General features: G+C 65.6%; 14 protein-coding genes. 10 read left to right on the top strand and 4 right to left on the bottom strand.

The features are described 5' to 3' along the window. Positions 1-68 precede the first annotated feature (68 nt). A complete protein-coding gene (locus AWJ14_RS14680; protein WP_066180540.1) occupies positions 69-1,535 on the bottom strand; it encodes an MFS transporter in 1,467 nt (488 codons plus the stop codon). A 184-nt stretch (positions 1,536-1,719) separates the two neighbouring features. On the opposite strand from AWJ14_RS14680, the gene AWJ14_RS14675 reads away from it, so the two are divergent. The 9 genes from AWJ14_RS14675 (at position 1,720) to AWJ14_RS14635 (ending at position 10,771) form a co-directional block, all read left to right on the top strand. After that, complete coding sequence (locus AWJ14_RS14675; protein ID WP_066180538.1) at positions 1,720-2,055, top strand: hypothetical protein; 336 nt, start codon at positions 1,720-1,722, stop codon at positions 2,053-2,055. A 191-nt stretch (positions 2,056-2,246) separates the two neighbouring features. After that, the gene (locus tag AWJ14_RS14670) at positions 2,247-3,155 is read left to right on the top strand and encodes a LysR family transcriptional regulator (protein WP_066180697.1); all 909 of its coding nucleotides are present in this window, start codon (positions 2,247-2,249) and stop codon (positions 3,153-3,155) included. 263 nt (positions 3,156-3,418) lie between these two features. Further along, a complete protein-coding gene (locus tag AWJ14_RS14665; protein ID WP_066180533.1) occupies positions 3,419-4,582 on the top strand; it encodes an ABC transporter substrate-binding protein in 1,164 nt (387 codons plus the stop codon). 138 nt (positions 4,583-4,720) lie between these two features. Continuing rightward, positions 4,721-5,707: an ABC transporter ATP-binding protein gene (locus AWJ14_RS14660; RefSeq protein ID WP_066180530.1), complete on the top strand. Its 987-nt coding sequence runs from the start codon at positions 4,721-4,723 to the stop codon at positions 5,705-5,707. Then, the gene (locus AWJ14_RS14655; RefSeq protein WP_066180527.1) at positions 5,704-6,660 is read left to right on the top strand and encodes an ABC transporter permease; all 957 of its coding nucleotides are present in this window, start codon (positions 5,704-5,706) and stop codon (positions 6,658-6,660) included. The genes AWJ14_RS14660 and AWJ14_RS14655 overlap by 4 nt, the downstream gene beginning before the upstream one ends. Then, complete coding sequence (locus AWJ14_RS14650; RefSeq protein ID WP_066180524.1) at positions 6,650-7,465, top strand: ABC transporter permease; 816 nt, start codon at positions 6,650-6,652, stop codon at positions 7,463-7,465. Before AWJ14_RS14655 ends, AWJ14_RS14650 begins: the two co-directional genes overlap by 11 nt. Before the next feature lie 18 nt (positions 7,466-7,483). After that, positions 7,484-8,911 carry a gamma-aminobutyraldehyde dehydrogenase gene (locus tag AWJ14_RS14645; RefSeq protein WP_066180519.1) on the top strand — a complete coding sequence of 476 codons (1,428 nt, stop codon included), beginning with the start codon at positions 7,484-7,486 and terminating at the stop codon, positions 8,909-8,911. A gap of 106 nt (positions 8,912-9,017) precedes the next feature. Further along, positions 9,018-9,872 (top strand): formyltetrahydrofolate deformylase, encoded by an 855-nt coding sequence (purU, locus tag AWJ14_RS14640; RefSeq protein ID WP_066180516.1) that lies wholly within the window; start codon positions 9,018-9,020, stop codon positions 9,870-9,872. A 5-nt stretch (positions 9,873-9,877) separates the two neighbouring features. Continuing rightward, on the top strand, positions 9,878-10,771 hold the full coding sequence (locus AWJ14_RS14635) for a LysR family transcriptional regulator (protein WP_066180513.1): 894 nt from the start codon (positions 9,878-9,880) through the stop codon (positions 10,769-10,771). Between the two features lie 416 nt (positions 10,772-11,187). On the opposite strand, the gene AWJ14_RS14630 is transcribed toward AWJ14_RS14635, so the two are convergent. The 3 genes from AWJ14_RS14630 to xylF all read right to left on the bottom strand — a co-directional run bounded on the left by AWJ14_RS14630 (position 11,188) and on the right by xylF (position 14,384). After that, entirely contained in the window at positions 11,188-11,964 is a 777-nt protein-coding gene (locus AWJ14_RS14630; protein WP_171904887.1) for an ATP-binding cassette domain-containing protein, read from the bottom strand. After that, positions 11,961-13,262, bottom strand: coding sequence for a sugar ABC transporter permease (locus tag AWJ14_RS14625; RefSeq protein WP_066180694.1), 1,302 nt, complete (start codon positions 13,260-13,262; stop codon positions 11,961-11,963). Before AWJ14_RS14625 ends, AWJ14_RS14630 begins: the two co-directional genes overlap by 4 nt. Before the next feature lie 87 nt (positions 13,263-13,349). Next, on the bottom strand, positions 13,350-14,384 hold the full coding sequence (xylF, locus tag AWJ14_RS14620; RefSeq protein ID WP_066180507.1) for a D-xylose ABC transporter substrate-binding protein: 1,035 nt from the start codon (positions 14,382-14,384) through the stop codon (positions 13,350-13,352). 220 nt (positions 14,385-14,604) lie between these two features. On the opposite strand from xylF, the gene AWJ14_RS14615 reads away from it, so the two are divergent. Then, entirely contained in the window at positions 14,605-15,825 is a 1,221-nt protein-coding gene (locus AWJ14_RS14615; protein WP_171904886.1) for an ROK family transcriptional regulator, read from the top strand. Positions 15,826-15,839 lie beyond the last annotated feature (14 nt).

The raw sequence follows: 15,839 nt of genomic DNA, 5'->3' as shown, positions 1-15,839 counted from the left end.
CAGAACGCCGCAATAGGAAACGGGGCCGGGCAAGAAAGTTGCCGCGCGGCCACGGGCGCATGCGAAGGCTAAGGCGCGCGGGCCTTATCCGTGCCGGCGGGCGGCTGCAGGCAGAGCACTGCCAGCGCCGTCAGCGCATAGGCGAATACGGGGTAGGTGAGCGCGATGTCGAGCGCCCCGGGCCAGGGGTCCGGGGCAAGCCCCGCGCCCTGCGCCCGCATCAGGCTCGAGAAGAACAGATGCCCCATGACCGCCACCCCCAGCGAGCCCCCCACCTGCTGGAACGACTGCACCCCGCCCGAGGCCGAGCCGGCATCGCGATCGGGCACGCTGGCGAGCGCCAGTTGAAACAGCGGTGAAACCGCGGTGCCGAGCCCGAGCCCGGCGAGCAGCAGCGGCGGCAGCAACAGCGCCGTGTCCAAAGTCTCGCCCAGCCCCGCAAGGACAAGCTTGATCCAGACCATCGCGCCGGCGAGCATCACCGACCCGAGGAAGATGCGGGGCCGCTGCCAGCGCTGGGCGAGCTTGCCGGAGATCATCGAGGCCACGAACACGCCGAGCGAGAACGGCACCGTGGCCAGTCCAGATTGCAGCGGCGTGAGCCCGTAGCCCGTCTGCAGGAACACCGCGAGCACAAGGAAGAAGCCGGGAACCGAGGAGAAGAACAGGCTGGTGACCAGCGTGCCGACCATGTAGTTGACATTGGTCATCAACGCCACCGGCAGCAATTGCGGGCGGCCGGCGTCAGCCTGACGGGCCTGCCAGCGCGCGAAGGCCCAGGCGGCCGGCACGGCGGCGGCAAGCATCGCGAAGCTCCAGCCGGGCCAGCCCAGTTCGCGCCCCTCGATCAGCGGAAACACCACCAGCAGCAGCGTCAGGGCCGCGAGCAGGATGCCGCCGATGTCGATGCCGACATCGGCGTTGCCTTTCATCACGGGTATGAATTTGAGGCCGGCCAGGACCGCAAACAGGCCGACGGGAATGTTGACGAGGAAGATCGGCCGCCAACCGAGCCCCATCAGGTCGGCATTGATCAGAAGCCCGCCGATGAGCGGACCCAACACAGCGGCAAGGCCCGAGGTGACGCCGAACAGCGCGAAGGCGGCGGCGCGCTCCCTGGGCGGAAAGATCACCTGTGCGATGGCGAGCGTCTGCGGCGTCATCATCGCTCCGCCCACGCCCTGGGCGAAGCGGGCGGCGATCAGCGTCTCGATGCTCGGCGCAAGCCCGCACAGGGTGGAGGCAAGCGTGAAGGCGCCGACGCCCAGCAGGAAGATGCGGCGACGGCCGAGCATGTCGCCGAGCCGGCCGAGCGGCAGCAGGCCGACCGCAAAGGCCATCAGATAGGCCGCCACCACCCATTCGATCTGCGAACTGCTGGCGCCGAGTCCCGCCTGCAGGCTCGGCAGCGCGACATTGACGATGGTCACGTCGATCAGGTTCATGAAGCCTGCGATCAGCAGGACGGCGAGCGCGATCCAGCGGCGCTCATGGTGTTCGTGGCGGGCGTCTGCGTGGGTCTCAGCTGCGGTCATGCGGATCCGGACTCCGGTCGGTTTCGCCGAGACCTAAACCCTCCCCCGGGCGGCGGCAAGACGGCCACCCGCCCTGCCCCGCATCGAACGCGAATTTTCGTGCAATCCGGCGATCCGCAGCGGCTTTTCGTCCGGTGCGAAAGCTGCGTCGGGAACCAAGGCGCTGCCGCGGCGTTAATGTGGCATGAAAAAGATCGCTCTCATCTCCGCTGCAACCGTCCTTGCCCTGGGCGCGGCCGCCATAGCCGCCGACACGGATGGCTTGCCCCGTCTGGCAGCCCTGGACGGCTCCAACTCCACCGCGTCTCTCACCGCCATAACGGTCGGCAAGACCGCGCGGCTCGACGCCGAGCCGGTTGCCGCTCGCCGCCCTGACCGGCAGCATGGCCCCCAGATCCGCGTCGTCTCGCCCGACAGGATGCGTGCGAGTTCCTGCGCCACGGCAAACTGGCCCTATTACCCGCCGGAATGCCTGAAGCAGGCCGAGCCCCTGAAGCAGACCCAGACGGCGAGCCTCTGACCGCCCTTCAGCGAAGGCGGGATGCGCCTCCAGATCCCGCCTTCGCCTTTTGTCCGTGACGCGACGCGCGCTTTTCTCGCGCCCTCGCACTTCCCTTTCCGCCCTCTCCTGCCACGGCTCACGTCCGCTCCCCCGCATGCCGCGGTGACAGACCCCGTTGTCAGCCGCAGAGAATGCTGCTTGTCTGCGGCATGGCCTTCACCCTTCGCCAATTGCAGTATTTCGTCGCCGTGGCCGCCCAGGGCACCGTTTCCGGCGCGGCGCAAAACCTCTCGATTTCGCAATCGGCGGTGACCGAGGCGATCCGCGAGCTTGAAGGCGATCTTGGGGTAGAACTGTTCGAGCGGCATTCGCGCGGGCTCACCATCACCCACAAGGGCCACCAGTTCCTGCGCCATGCGACCAAGATCCTGACCGACGTCTCCGATGCGCGGCGCAGCTTTTCCGGCGACAAGGAGACCATGACCGGCACACTCAATCTGGGCGTGACCTCGCTCGTGGCAGGCTATGTTCTCTCGGACCTGCTCGCGCGCTATCGCCGCGCCTTTCCCGGCGTCACCGTCTCGGCGATCGAGGACAATGGCGACTATCTCGAACACCTGCTGATCGGCGGCGAGCTCGATGTGGCGGTGATCGTGATCTCCAACCTGCGCAACCGCATGGCGCTGCAGACCGAGATCCTCGAGGTCTCGCCCTACCGGCTGTGGCTGCCGCTCGGCCACCGGCTGGTGCCTGCCGAAAGCATCACCGTGGCGGACGTGGCCGAGGAACCGGTGATCATGCTCACCATCGACGAGATCGAGGAAAGCACCGCCAAGCTCCTGAGCGCGATCGGCTCGCGTCCGAAGATCGCCTTCCGCACCCGCTCGGTCGAGGCCGTGCGCAGTCTGGTCGCCACCGGCGCGGGCGTGGCGCTGCTGCCGGACCTGGTCTACCGGCCCTGGTCGCTCGAAGGCGACCGGATCGAAAGCCGCGATGTCTCGGGAAGCCTGCCGATGGTGCAGGTCGGCGTGGCCTGGCGCCGCGGCAGCGAACTGACCCAGACCGCCCGCGATTTCATCGGGTTGTCGCAGGCGCAGCGGGCCGTGCGCCAGCGCTGAGAGGCATCGAAGACCTATGGCGCCGCTTTTGCGCGCGCATATGGCGGATCTGCGCGCCAGCAACAAGCGATGGCGACGACCGGACGTGGCCGCGGGCACGGGTGGACGCCTGCCAGGGGACGGGAGATCGCCGCCTTCTGCTATCGGTTTTTCCGATAATGCCTTTCTGACAAAAGTATTTGTGTAGGCAGGGGCAGCGTATCACTCTTGGCTTCCGACGCCGGCCGTCATCTTGGCGGCGGCATTCAGGGGAGCTCAATCAAATGAAAAAGATACTGAACGCATGCACCGCGATGGCGCTGGCGCTGTCGGTAACGGCGCCGGGACTTGCCTCGGCCGAGATGATGACGGAGGTCGGCCCCGGCGAGGGCCAGGTCAACATCGTCGCCTGGGCCGGCTATATCGAACGCGGCGAAACCGACAAGGCCTTCGACTGGGTCACCAAGTTCGAGGAAGCCACGGGCTGCAAGGTCAATGTCAAGACCGCCAACACGTCCGACGAAATGGTGGCGCTGATGAACGAGGGCGGGTTCGACCTGGTCACCGCCTCGGGCGACGCCTCGCTCAGGCTGATCGCCGGCAAGCGCGTGCAGCCGATCAATGTCGATCTCATTCCCTCCTGGTCGACCGTCGACGACCGGCTCAAGGACGCGCCCTGGCACACCGTCGACGGCGTGCATTACGGCACGCCCTATATGTGGGGGCCGAACGTGCTGATGTACAACACCGAAACCTTCAAGGAAGCGCCCACCTCCTGGAACGTGGTGTTCGAGGAAATGGACCTGCCCGACGGCAAGACCAACAAGGGCCGGGTACAGGCCTATGACGGCCCGATCCACATCGCCGACGCCGCGCAGTACCTGATGTTCCACAAGCCCGAACTCGGCATCAAGAGCCCCTACGAGCTCAACGAGGACCAGTACAAGGCCGCGCTCGACCTTTTGCGCGTGCAGCGCACGCTGGTCGGCCGCTACTGGCACGACGCCTTCATCCAGATCGACGACTTCAAGAACGAGGGCGTGGTCGCGTCCGGCTCCTGGCCGTTCCAGGTCAATCTCTTGAAGGCCGACAAGGCACCCGTGGCCTCGACCATTCCGCAGGAAGGTGCGACCGGCTGGGCCGACACCACGATGATGCATGTCGACGCCGCCAACCCGAACTGCGCCTATCTGTGGATGGAGCATTCGCTGGCTTCCAACCTGCAGTCCGACCTCTCGGTCTGGTTCGGCGCCAACCCCTCGGTTCCCGCCGCCTGCACCGATGGTCGCGGCATGCAGACCGCCGAAGGCTGCACCGCAAACGGTCTCGATGATTTCGACAGGATCCGGTTCTGGACCACGCCGGTGAGCAAATGCGAAAGCCAGGGCGAATGCGTGCCCTACTATCGCTGGGTCTCCGACTATATCGGCGTGATCGGCGGACGCTGATCCGCTCACGCCATGACGGCGCCGGTTCTCCTGCCCCCGGGGTGGAACCCGGCGCCGGACACCTCTCCTTCTTGCAACCGCCCGCCCGGCTTTGGCCGCCTGTCCGGCTCGGAGCGCGGCGACTGATCCGGATCCGCGATGCCCCATGCCGTTTCATTCCAGAAGGTGTCCCGCCATTTCGGCAGCGTCCGCGCCGTCGACGCGGTCGATCTTGAGGTCGAGCCCGGCGAGTTCTTCGCCATGCTCGGGCCGTCGGGGTCGGGCAAGACCACCTGCCTCAGGCTGATCGCCGGCTTCGAACAGCCGACCTCCGGCCATATCGAGATTTTCGGCGAAACCGCGGAGGGCGTTCCGCCCTACCGGCGCAACGTCAACACGGTGTTCCAGGACTATGCGCTGTTTCCGCACCTGAACGTCGCCGACAATGTCGCCTACGGGCTGATGATCCGCGGCGTGGGCGGCACCGAGCGCCTGCGCGAGGCGGAAGCGGCGCTCGAGATGGTCAAGCTTCCCGGTTACGGCGCGCGCAAGCCGGGCGAGTTGTCGGGCGGCCAACGGCAGCGGGTCGCGCTCGCCCGGGCACTCGTCAACAAGCCCAAGGTGCTGCTGCTCGACGAGCCGCTCGGCGCACTCGATCTCAAGCTGCGCGAGCAGATGCAGGACGAGTTGCGGCTGTTGCAGAAGTCGCTCGGCATCACCTTCGTCTTCGTCACCCACGACCAGGGCGAGGCACTGTCGATGGCCGACCGGATCGCCGTGTTCAATCACGGCCGGATCATGCAGACCGGCACGCCCGAAGAGATCTACCGCCGCCCAAAGACCCGTTTCGTGGCCGATTTCGTCGGTTCCTCCAACGTGCTTTCCCCTGCCCTGACCCAGCGTCTGGGCGGTCCGGCGGAATGGGCGAGCCTGCGCCCCGAGGACATCCGCCTCAGTACCGAAGGCGCCGAAGCCGTGGTCACGGCCACGAGTTTCCTGGGCAGCGCTACCCGCGTGACCCTCGACCTCGCGGGCGAGAAGCTCACCGTGCTGCACCCCGCAGGCGCACCCGTGCCGGCACCCGGCGCAAAGGTGCGGATCGCCTGGGACAAGGCCGCGCTGCACCTGATGGGTCCCGAGGCATGAGCGCGAGCGCACTCAAGGCCACCGCCATCCTGCCCGGCCGCGGCGGGATAGGTGGCGCGCTGTCGGATGCGTTCTGGCGCAAGCCGACACTGTTGCTGTTCGTGCTCTTGACGCCGCCGCTCCTGTGGCTCGGCATCATCTATCTCGGCAGCCTGTTTGCGCTGCTGGTGCAGAGCTTCTTCTCGATTGACGAATTCTCGGGCCTGGTGGTGCGCGAGTTCACGCTCAAGACCTATGGCGAACTCTTGCGCCCCGCCAATCTCGACATCATCGTGCGCACCCTCACCATGGCGGCCCTCGTCACCATCGCCTCCGCCATCCTCGCCTTTCCGATCGCCTATTTTGCCGCGCGCTACGCCAAGGGCCGCTGGAAGGCAGTGTTCTATCTCGGCGTGATGCTGCCCTTGTGGTCGAGCTATCTGGTCAAGGTCTATGCCTGGAAGCTGATCCTCGCCAAGGAAGGCATTTTGACCTGGATCTTCGATAAACTGCACCTGACGGTGCTGATCGACAGCTGGCTGGCGCTGCCGGTGGTGGGCGGCAATTCGCTGTCGGTGAGCCCGACCGGCACCTTCCTGGTTTTCGTCTATGTATGGCTGCCATTCATGATCCTGCCGGTGCAGGCAGCGCTGGAACGGGTGCCGTCCAACCTGCTCGAAGCCTCCGCCGATCTCGGCGCCGCCCCGCGCCAGACCTTCCTGAACGTGCTGTTGCCGCTGGCGCTGCCAGGCATCATCGCCGGCTCGATCTTCACCTTTTCGCTCACGCTCGGCGACTACATCATCCCGCAGATCGTCGGCACCTCGCATCTCTATATCGGCATGGCCGTCTATGCGCATCAGGGCACGGCGGGCAACATTCCGCTCGCGGCCGCCTTCACCGTGGTGCCGGTGGTGATCATGGGCATCTATCTGTGGCTTGCCAAACGCGCGGGGGCCTTCGATGCGCTCTGACCGACACACCCGGGCGCCGCTGCGCCTCAAGATCGCGGCCGGCATCGGCCTTGCCTTCCTGCACCTGCCGATCCTGTTGATCTTCCTCTACGCCTTCACCACCGAGGAGAAGAGCTACCAGTTCCCGCCGCCGGGCCTCACGCTCAAATGGTTCGCGGTGACCTGGAACCGGCCCGATGTCTGGGAGGCGCTCGGGCTGTCGGTGCGGGTCGCCTCGATCTCGACGGTGGTGGCGCTCACGCTCGGCACGCTCTGCGCGGCGGCAATTTCGCAGACCCGCTTCTTCGGCCGCGAGGCGATCTCGCTCCTGGTGATCCTGCCGATCGCGCTGCCCGGCATCATTACCGGCATCTCGCTGCGCTCGGCCTTCAATCTCGCCGAAATCCCGTTTTCGTTCTGGACCATCGTGCTCGGCCACGCCACCTTCTGCGTGGTCGTGGTCTACAACAATGCGGTCGCCCGGTTCCGGCGCATGTCCGGTTCGCTGATCGAGGCCTCGATGGATCTCGGCGCGGACGGTTTCCAGACCTTCCGCCACGTGATCCTGCCCAATATCGGCACCGCGCTGCTCGCGGGCGGCATGCTCGCCTTTGCGCTGTCCTTCGACGAGGTGATCGTCACCACGTTTACCGCCGGGCAGCAGGCCACGCTGCCGATCTGGATGCTCGAGGAACTGGTCCGGCCGCGCCAGCGCCCCGTCACCAATGTGGTGGCGATGGTGGTGGTGCTCGTCACCTTCCTGCCCATTCTTGCCGCCTATTACCTGACCCGGGACGGAGACCAGATCTCCGGACAGGGCAAATAACCTTACGGGAGACACGCCATGGATACCCAAATGCTGATCGGCAACCGTTTCGAGGCCGGGACGGAAGCGGAGGAGAAGATCTTCAATCCCCGCACCGGCGAGACCGTCCTGAGCCTCCCCGAGGCCTCCTCGGCGCAGATCGATGCGGCCGTCGATGCCGCCGAGAAGGCGTTCGCCAGCTGGTCGCGCACCACTCCGGCGCAGCGCTCGGCGTATCTCCTGAAGATCGCCGACCGGATCGAAGCGGAGGCCGACGGGTTTGCGGCGCTCGAAGCGCTCAATTGCGGCAAACCGATCAATGCCGTGAAAAACGACGAGATCCCGGCGATCGTCGACTGCTACCGGTTCTTTGCCGGCGCCGTGCGCTGCATGCCCGGCAATGCGGCCGGCGAATACATGGAAGGCCACACCTCGATGATCCGCCGCGACCCGGTCGGCATCATCGCCTCGATCGCGCCGTGGAACTATCCGCTGATGATGATGGCCTGGAAGCTCACGCCGGCGATCGGCGGCGGCAACACCGTGGTGTTCAAGCCCTCCGAGCAGACGCCGCTGACCGCGCTCAAGCTCGCGAAGATCATGGCCGAGATCCTGCCCGAGGGCGTGGTCAACGTCATTCTCGGCCGCGGCGAGAGCGTCGGCAATGCGCTGATCAACCATCCGAAGATCAACATGATCTCGATCACCGGCGATGTCGCCACCGGCAAGAAGGTGCTGCAGGCGGCCGCCAAGTCGGTCAAGCGCACCCATCTCGAACTCGGCGGCAAGGCGCCGGTAATCGTGTTCGACGACGCCGATCTCGACGCCGTGGTCGGCGGCCTGCGCGCCTTTGGCTATTACAATGCCGGGCAGGACTGCACCGCCGCCTGCCGCATCTATGCCGGGCCCAAAATCCACGACAAGCTGGTGGCAGAACTCACCGGCGCGGTCGCAAGCATCCGCTACGACCAGGCCGACGACAGCGAGAACGAGATCGGCCCGCTGATTTCCAAGCGGCAGCGCGACCGGGTGGCAAGCTTCGTCGAGCGCGCCTCCGAGATGAAGCACATGGAAATCACCACCGGCGGCAAACCCGGTGCGGGCAGCGGCTTCTATTACCAGCCGACGCTGATTGCCGGCGCGCTGCAGAGCGACGAGATCGTCCAGCGCGAGGTGTTCGGTCCGGTGGTCTCCGTCACCCGTTTCTCGGATGCGGAGGAAGCGGTGCGCTGGGCCAATGAGTCCGAATACGGGCTCGCCTCCTCGGTCTGGACCAGGGACATCTCCAAGGCGATGAGCTGCGCCGCGCGGCTGCAATATGGCTGCACCTGGATCAACACCCACTTCATGCTGGTCAACGAGATGCCGCATGGCGGCATCAAGCAGTCGGGCTATGGCAAGGACATGTCGCTTTACGCACTTGAGGATTATACCGCGGTGCGGCATGTAATGATCGCCCACGGCTGACGGGCTGAGACCCGATCCCGGGACGGGCTTGACCCTCCCGGGAGAATGACGCAAGTCCGCCGGGGAAACGGCCGCAATAAGGGGCCAGAAACAACCGGAGACAGTCATGGCGCGTCCGCATTTTGTCATCACCATCGCCTGCGACGATCAGCCCGGCATCGTCGCGGCGATCACCACCGAACTGGCCGCGATCGGCGCCAACATTGCCGAATCGAGCCAGTTCTGGGACCGCCAGACCAACCATTTCTTCATGCGCATCGCCATCGAGACGCCGGACGGGGTGGATGCGGAGGCGGTCAAGCGCGCGCTCAAGGCGCCCGTGGCGCGCTTCGACATGCGCATCGACATCAACGATCTCGCCCACCGGCCGAAGATCATCATCATGGTCTCCAAGTTCGACCACGCGCTTCTGCACCTGATCTACCAGATCCGGGTCGGATGGCTCGACGCCGAGGTGGTGGCGATCGTCTCCAACCACGAGGACAGCCGCCGCGTCGCCGAGAACGAAGGCATCGACTTCCACTACTGGCCGGTGACCAAGGACACCAAGAGCGAGCAGGAAGAGAAGCTGCTCGAGCTTGCCACCAAGAGCGGCGCGGATCTCGTGATTCTCGCGCGCTACATGCAGGTGCTGTCCGACACGCTGTCGCGGCGCCTCTACGGCAAGGTGATCAACATACACCACTCGTTCCTGCCGAGCTTCAAGGGCGCCAAGCCCTATCACCAGGCGCATGAGCGCGGCGTCAAGCTGATCGGCGCCACCGCCCACTATGTCACCGCCGATCTCGACGAAGGCCCGATCATCGAGCAGGAAACCGAACGCGTGACCCATGCCATGACGGCGGACGATTTCGTCGCCGCCGGCCGCGACATCGAGGCGCGGGTGCTGGCGCGCGCGGTCAAGATGCATCTCGAATCGCGCGTCATGCTCAACGGCCACAAGACGGTGGTGTTCGGATAGACCCGGTGAACTGGGACGACATCAGGGTTTTTCTCGCCGTCGCCCGCGCCGGACAGATCCTCGCGGCCGCAAAGCGGCTCGGGATCAACCACGCCACCGCCGCCCGCCGGATAACCTCGCTCGAAACCGCGCTCGGCGCGCAGCTGGTGGTGCGCCGCACCAATGGCTGCGGACTGACCGGCGAAGGCGAGGCCTTTCTCGCCCATGCCGAGCGGATCGAGGCGGAAATGCTCTCCGCCCAGGCCAATCTCGGCCGCACCGACAGCGCCATTTCCGGCACCGTCAGGATCGGCGCGCCCGACGGGTTCGGCGTCTCGTTCCTCGCGCCGCGGCTCGGCGCGCTGACCGCCCGCCATCCGGATCTCCGGCTGCAACTGGTGCCGGTGCCGCGCAGCTTCTCGCTGCCCCAGCGCGAGGCCGACATCGCCATCACCGTCGAACGACCGGCGGAGGGCCGGCTGGTGGCGCGCAAGCTGGTGGACTATTCGCTCTCGCTCTATGCGTCCCGGGCCTATCTCGAAGCCCATGGCACGCCGGCCTCGGCCGACGATCTCAAGGCGCACCGGCTGATCAGCTATGTGGAAGACCTGATCTTCTCGCCCTCGCTGCATTTCACCCGCGAGATCCTGCGCAACTGGACGGCGCAGTTCGAAATCTCGAGCGCCACCGGGCAGACCGAAGCGGTGCGTTCGGGCGCGGGCATCGCGGTGCTGCACGACTACATCGCCGCCCCCGACCCCGCGCTGGTCAGGCTCCTGCCCGAACACCGGATCGAACGCAGCTATTTCATGGTTTACCACGAATCGGCACGCGACCTCGCCCGGGTGCGCACCGTGGCCGATTTCATCTCCGAAATCGCCCAGGCCCACCGGGCGGAATTTTCGCCCGCCGCCCGATAACTGGCGCGCGCCGGCAAAACCGCCCGATCCCGCCCCCAGGACTGGGGTCCAAAATGCAAAACGCCTGCCGGGACGAGCCCGGCAGGCGTCTTATGATCGTCGGAACATCAGGCCGGTGCTTGGGAGGAGGATCCCGGCTGGGAATGTTCCGACTACTGCCTCGCCGGACATTTGGGAGGAGGAGGAGGTGTCCGACGCGGCGTTGACCTACATATGATACACATCATGCTGCATTGCAATAGGGTTCGTAAGAAAACTTTAGTTTTCTGTAAATTTGCGTAAGGCGCTGCAACACGGAGTGTTTTTGACCTGAAGCTTGTCAGCGAAAAACGCCACCTACCCAAGATTGCGGCACCGCACAATAAAACCGGGGCACGCGGCCCCGGTTTTATTGGCGATCGTGCTGGCGGACGCGGTCAGGCGGTCTGGATGGCGCCGGGTCCCGGAATCGCGCTCGGCGGGCATTTGCCGGCGATGATCATGCCCAAGAGGTCGTCCTCGGAGGCTTCGGCGACCTTGACGGTACCCACGAGCTGGCCGTTCTTCATCACATTGGCCCGGTCACAGAGCATCTTGACCTGGTGAATGTCGTGATCGATCAGCAGGATGCCGATCCCCTCGGATTTGAGCTGCTCGATCAGTTCCGCCACCATCCGGGTTTCCTGCACGCCCAGCGCCGCGGTGGGCTCGTCCATGATCAGGATCTTGGCGTTGAAATAGACCGCACGCGCTATCGCGACAGATTGCCGCTGCCCGCCCGAAAGGCCCGAGACCGGCGTGTGGAAGCGCCGGAAATTGGGATTGAGGCGCTTCATGATCTTGCGCGTCTCCGCCTCCATCAACGCGTCGTCGACGAAGCCCAGCGGCGTCGTCAGCTCGCGTCCGAGAAACAGGTTGGAGGCCGCGTCCAGATTGTCGGCCAGAGCCAGATACTGGTAGATCGTCTCGATCTTGTAGCTGCGGGCGTCACGCGGGTTGTTGATCGACGCCTTCTTGCCATTGATGAAGATCTCGCCGCCGTCGCGCGGCAATGCGCCCGACAGCATTTTCGTCAGCACCGACTTGCCGGCGCCGTTGTGACCCAGCACCCCGACCACCTCGCCGGGATACAGATCGATGGTGACATGGTCGACGGCCTTGATGCCGCCGAACGACTTCTGCATGTCGCGCATTTCCACGAGAGGCGTTGTCATGTCTTGTCTCCCGTCCGGCGCCGGTAGAGGATGTCGACGAAGACGGCAAAGACGAGCACGATGCCGACCACGATGTTCTGGTAGGGCGCATCGACGCCGACCATGGCCATGCCCGATTGCAGGCTCTGCATGATCAGCGCGCCCAAGATCGCACCATAGATGGTGCCCATGCCACCCGACAGGGCGGTGCCGCCGATCACGGCCGCCGCGATCACGCGCAGTTCGTCGAGCGTGCCTATGTCGTTGGAATGGAAGGTCTGGCGCGACGAGGCCACGACTGCGGAGATGGCGCACAAGACGCCCATGATCGCGAAGATCTTGACGGTCAGCAGACGCGTGTTGATCCCCGCCAGTTCCGCCGCCTCCGGGTTGCCGCCGGTGGCGAAGATGTAGCGGCCGAGCCGCGTGCGCCGGGCAATCAGCGTCATGATGAAGGCGATCAGCAAGAGCAGCAGCACCGAGATCGGAAGGCCGTAGCCCTGAACCAGGCCTTCGGGCATGGTTTCGCCGCGCGCCTCGAACAGCCGTTCGAGCCGGGCGGTCGGGATCTCATAGGCATTGAGAACCGCCACCAGGCCGACGATCGCCGCGGTGGCGACGCCGCCCAGCACGAACTCGGCCCAGAGCGGCTTGACGGGAAACTCGTGCAGCACCCGGTTCCGGCGCGACTGGAAGATCGCGTAGAACGCGCCCAGCACGGCCAGCGCCGCCACCACCCAGCTCCAGGTTTCGCCGAGCGTGCCGTTGATGCCGCCGAACAGCTGGAAATTCTCGTCGAGCGGCCCGATGGTCTGGCCGTCGGTCAGGTGCCAGGCGACGTTGCGCCAGACGAGGAAGCCGCCGAGCGTGACGATGAAAGCGGGAATGGCGAGATACCCGATCAGCCAGCCGTGGAAGGCGCCGATCACCAGCCCCGTCAGCACGCCGACCAGAATGGCAATCGGCATGGTCGCGGGGTGGTTGAGCCCCAGGCCCAGCCATTCCGGCGTGACCAGCGTCTGCGTCATCGCCATCATCGCCGAGCAGGTCGCCAGCAGCGAGCCCACCGACAGGTCGATATGGCGGGTGACGATGACGAACACCATGCCGGTGGCCATGATCGCCACGGATGCGGTCTGGATGGTCAGGTTGAAGATGTTGCGCGGCGTCATGAAACGCCCGTCGGTGAGGAAATTGAAGATCAGGCAGATGACGACGAATGCGCCAATCATTCCGATAAGTCGGGTGTCGATTTCGAGCGCCGCGAAAAAGCCGCGTGGCTTGGCCGGCGGTGGCGCTGCGGGAGAAGTCTCTGTCATGGCCGTCATCCGGGTAGTGAGCATCACAACGTCCCCATCCGCAGGGATGGGGACGTCAGGTGCGAAGCGTTCAGGTGAACGATGGGATCAGTTGCAGGGAGCCGGTCCGCCGGACACGCCCTGGCAGAGGTCTTCCTTGCTGATCCAGCCGGCATCGACGACGGTCGCGAGGTTGTCCTTGGTGATCGGAACCGGCGACAGGAACATGGCCCACATCTTGGTGCCCGACGGCGAGGTCCATTCCTGGGCGCCTTCGATGTCCGACATGGCCGTGCCGTCTGCGAGCTTGACCGCGATTTCGCCGGCATTCTTCCCGAGATCGCGGGCGTCCTTCCAGACGCTGACGGTCTGGGTGCCGTTGGCGACGCGGTTGAGCGCGGCATGGTCGCCGTCCTGGCCGGACACCGGAATGCCTTCCATGCCCTGGGCGGTCAGCGCTGCGACAGCGCCGCCGGCGGTGCCGTCATTGGAGGCGACCACGGCATCGACCTTGTTGTCGTTGGCGGTCAGGATCTGCTCCATGTTGCGCTGGGCGTTGGCCGGAAGCCAGCCGTCGGTATAGGCCTCGTCGACGATCTTGATGTCGCCGGCGTCGATGGCAGCCTGCAGCACTTCCTGCTGGCCGCCGCGCAGGAAGTCGGCGTTCGGATCGGTGGGCGAGCCCTTGATCATCACATAGTTGCCCTTGGGGGCTGCGGCGAGAACGGCGCGGGCCTGCATGCGGCCGACTTCGACGTTGTCGAAGGTCAGGTAGAAGGCGCGGCTGTCCTCGATCAGGCGGTCATAGGCGATGACCGGAATGCCTTCGTCCGCGGCGGCGGTGACGGCCGGGATGATGGCCTGGGTGTCCTGCGCCAGAATGATCAGCGCGTTGACGCCCTGCGACATCAGGCTTTCCACGTCCGAGATCTGCTTGGCGGCGGAGGACTGCGCGTCGGTGGACACATAGGTGTCGCCGGCGGCCTCGATGGCGGACTTGATCGCGGCTTCGTCGGTCTTCCAGCGCTCCTCCTGGAAATTCGACCACGACACGCCGATCTTCTTGCCTTCCGCCGAGGCCACGCCGGCCATTGCGGCCGTCATGACGACGCCGGCAACAAGGGTGCTCACTAGTTTTTTCATCCTAAACCTCCCAAGTGCATGTTCGATGCACCTTACAATCCTGCCCGGCATTCAGGCGCCAGGTACGCCTCTCAAAGGCTATTAATTCAAGCCTCAAAAAAAATCGTGACTCAAAAGCGCTTGCATGTCAACATGACACAAAGTCTAGTCAAGTTGTTGCAATGCAACGTAATTTTTGCACTGCACCCGGACTGTAGGGAGGCATGCCGGGAAAATGACGATGGTGCTTCGTTCGGACGACATGCGACGGCGAAACCGGCTGCGCATCATCCAGATCGTGCGGCGTGGCGGAACCGTGAGCCGCGGCGAAATCGCGCAGGCCGCAGCGCTCAGCCCCGCCACCGTCTCGACCATTTCGGCCGAACTGATCGCCGAGGGGGTGCTGGTCGCACGCAGCGCCGAGACCGGCGCCCTGCCCGGTCGCGGACGGCCGAGCGTCGGGCTTTCGCTCAATCCCCGCTTCCGCCACGCGGTGCTGCTCATCCTCAAGATCGGCGAGGTCCATGTCGCCATCGTCGACTATGCCGGCAGCCTGATCGCGCGCCAGCCTTTCGATCTCGACATGGCCGGGGTCTCGATGGAGGAGTTCCGCCGCACGCTGATCACCGAGATCCGCCAGACGCTGGAGGCGAACGGGATATCGGCCGCGCAGCTCGGCGGCATTTCCATCGGCGTGCAGGGGACCACCGACAGCGCCGGGCTCCGGCTGCTGCGCTCGCCGATGACGCCGCACACCAACATCCCGATGGCCGACTGGCTGGAAGAGGAGTTCGGAGCGCCGACGCGGCTTGCCAATGACTGCGACCTGATAGCCCGGGCGCTGAACTGGCGCGATCCCGAGCGCTATTGCGACAATTTCGCCGCGATCCTGCTTGCCCACGGCGTCGGCATGGGCCTGTTCCTGCGCGGCCGCATCATCAACGGTACCCAGTCCTCGGGCACCGAATTCGGCCATATGCTGCACCAGGCCGGCGGCGCGCTGTGTCGCTGCGGCGCGCGCGGCTGCATCGAGGCCGCCGCCGGCGACTACGCGATCCTGCGCCATTTCAGGGGCGACCCGCCCGACCTCAAGCCCGACCGCCACGTCGAACCATCCGAGATCGTCTGGATCGCCGATGCCGCCCGCAACGGCGATCCGCTGGCGATCGACAGTTTCGCCGCCGCCGGCCGGGCGCTGGGATCGGGGCTGGCCGGCCTGTTCGCGCTGGTGGACCCCTTCCGGGTGGCCTTTGCCGGCCATGGCGCCGCGGCCTTCGACCTGATGGAGCCGGCCCTGCGCGAGGTGTTGCGCAATTCGAACGCGGCTGCGGCGCAGGAGATTCCGATCGATCTCTTTGTCGACGACATGCCGCTGATCCTCGACGGCTGCGGCATCGGCGCGCTTGCGGAGATCGACGCCACCCAGGCCGACAGGGTGTGGGAGACGATGCGGAACGGATGACCGGGCGCGGCGCC

The organism is Parahoeflea olei, assembly GCF_001703635.1.
GTDB classification, from domain to species: domain Bacteria; phylum Pseudomonadota; class Alphaproteobacteria; order Rhizobiales; family Rhizobiaceae; genus Hoeflea; species Hoeflea olei.
The sequence above is the reverse complement of the archived record's forward strand: the minus strand, read 5'-3'. Positions and strand labels throughout refer to the sequence as shown.

What these genes read in the sequence shown, in the direction of transcription:
- AWJ14_RS14625 (WP_066180694.1), bottom strand. Translation starts at nt 13,262, where the DNA reads ATGACAGAGACTTCTCCCGCAGCGCCACCGCCGGCCAAGCCACGCGGC.
- AWJ14_RS14615 (WP_171904886.1), top strand. Translation starts at nt 14,605, where the DNA reads ATGGTGCTTCGTTCGGACGACATGCGACGGCGAAACCGGCTGCGCATC.
- AWJ14_RS14670 (WP_066180697.1), top strand. Translation starts at nt 2,247, where the DNA reads ATGGCCTTCACCCTTCGCCAATTGCAGTATTTCGTCGCCGTGGCCGCC.
- purU (WP_066180516.1), top strand. Translation starts at nt 9,018, where the DNA reads ATGGCGCGTCCGCATTTTGTCATCACCATCGCCTGCGACGATCAGCCC.
- AWJ14_RS14675 (WP_066180538.1), top strand. Translation starts at nt 1,720, where the DNA reads ATGAAAAAGATCGCTCTCATCTCCGCTGCAACCGTCCTTGCCCTGGGC.
- AWJ14_RS14655 (WP_066180527.1), top strand. Translation starts at nt 5,704, where the DNA reads ATGAGCGCGAGCGCACTCAAGGCCACCGCCATCCTGCCCGGCCGCGGC.
- AWJ14_RS14665 (WP_066180533.1), top strand. Translation starts at nt 3,419, where the DNA reads ATGAAAAAGATACTGAACGCATGCACCGCGATGGCGCTGGCGCTGTCG.
- AWJ14_RS14630 (WP_171904887.1), bottom strand. Translation starts at nt 11,964, where the DNA reads ATGACAACGCCTCTCGTGGAAATGCGCGACATGCAGAAGTCGTTCGGC.
- AWJ14_RS14650 (WP_066180524.1), top strand. Translation starts at nt 6,650, where the DNA reads ATGCGCTCTGACCGACACACCCGGGCGCCGCTGCGCCTCAAGATCGCG.
- xylF (WP_066180507.1), bottom strand. Translation starts at nt 14,384, where the DNA reads ATGAAAAAACTAGTGAGCACCCTTGTTGCCGGCGTCGTCATGACGGCC.
- AWJ14_RS14645 (WP_066180519.1), top strand. Translation starts at nt 7,484, where the DNA reads ATGGATACCCAAATGCTGATCGGCAACCGTTTCGAGGCCGGGACGGAA.
- AWJ14_RS14680 (WP_066180540.1), bottom strand. Translation starts at nt 1,535, where the DNA reads ATGACCGCAGCTGAGACCCACGCAGACGCCCGCCACGAACACCATGAG.
- AWJ14_RS14660 (WP_066180530.1), top strand. Translation starts at nt 4,721, where the DNA reads ATGCCCCATGCCGTTTCATTCCAGAAGGTGTCCCGCCATTTCGGCAGC.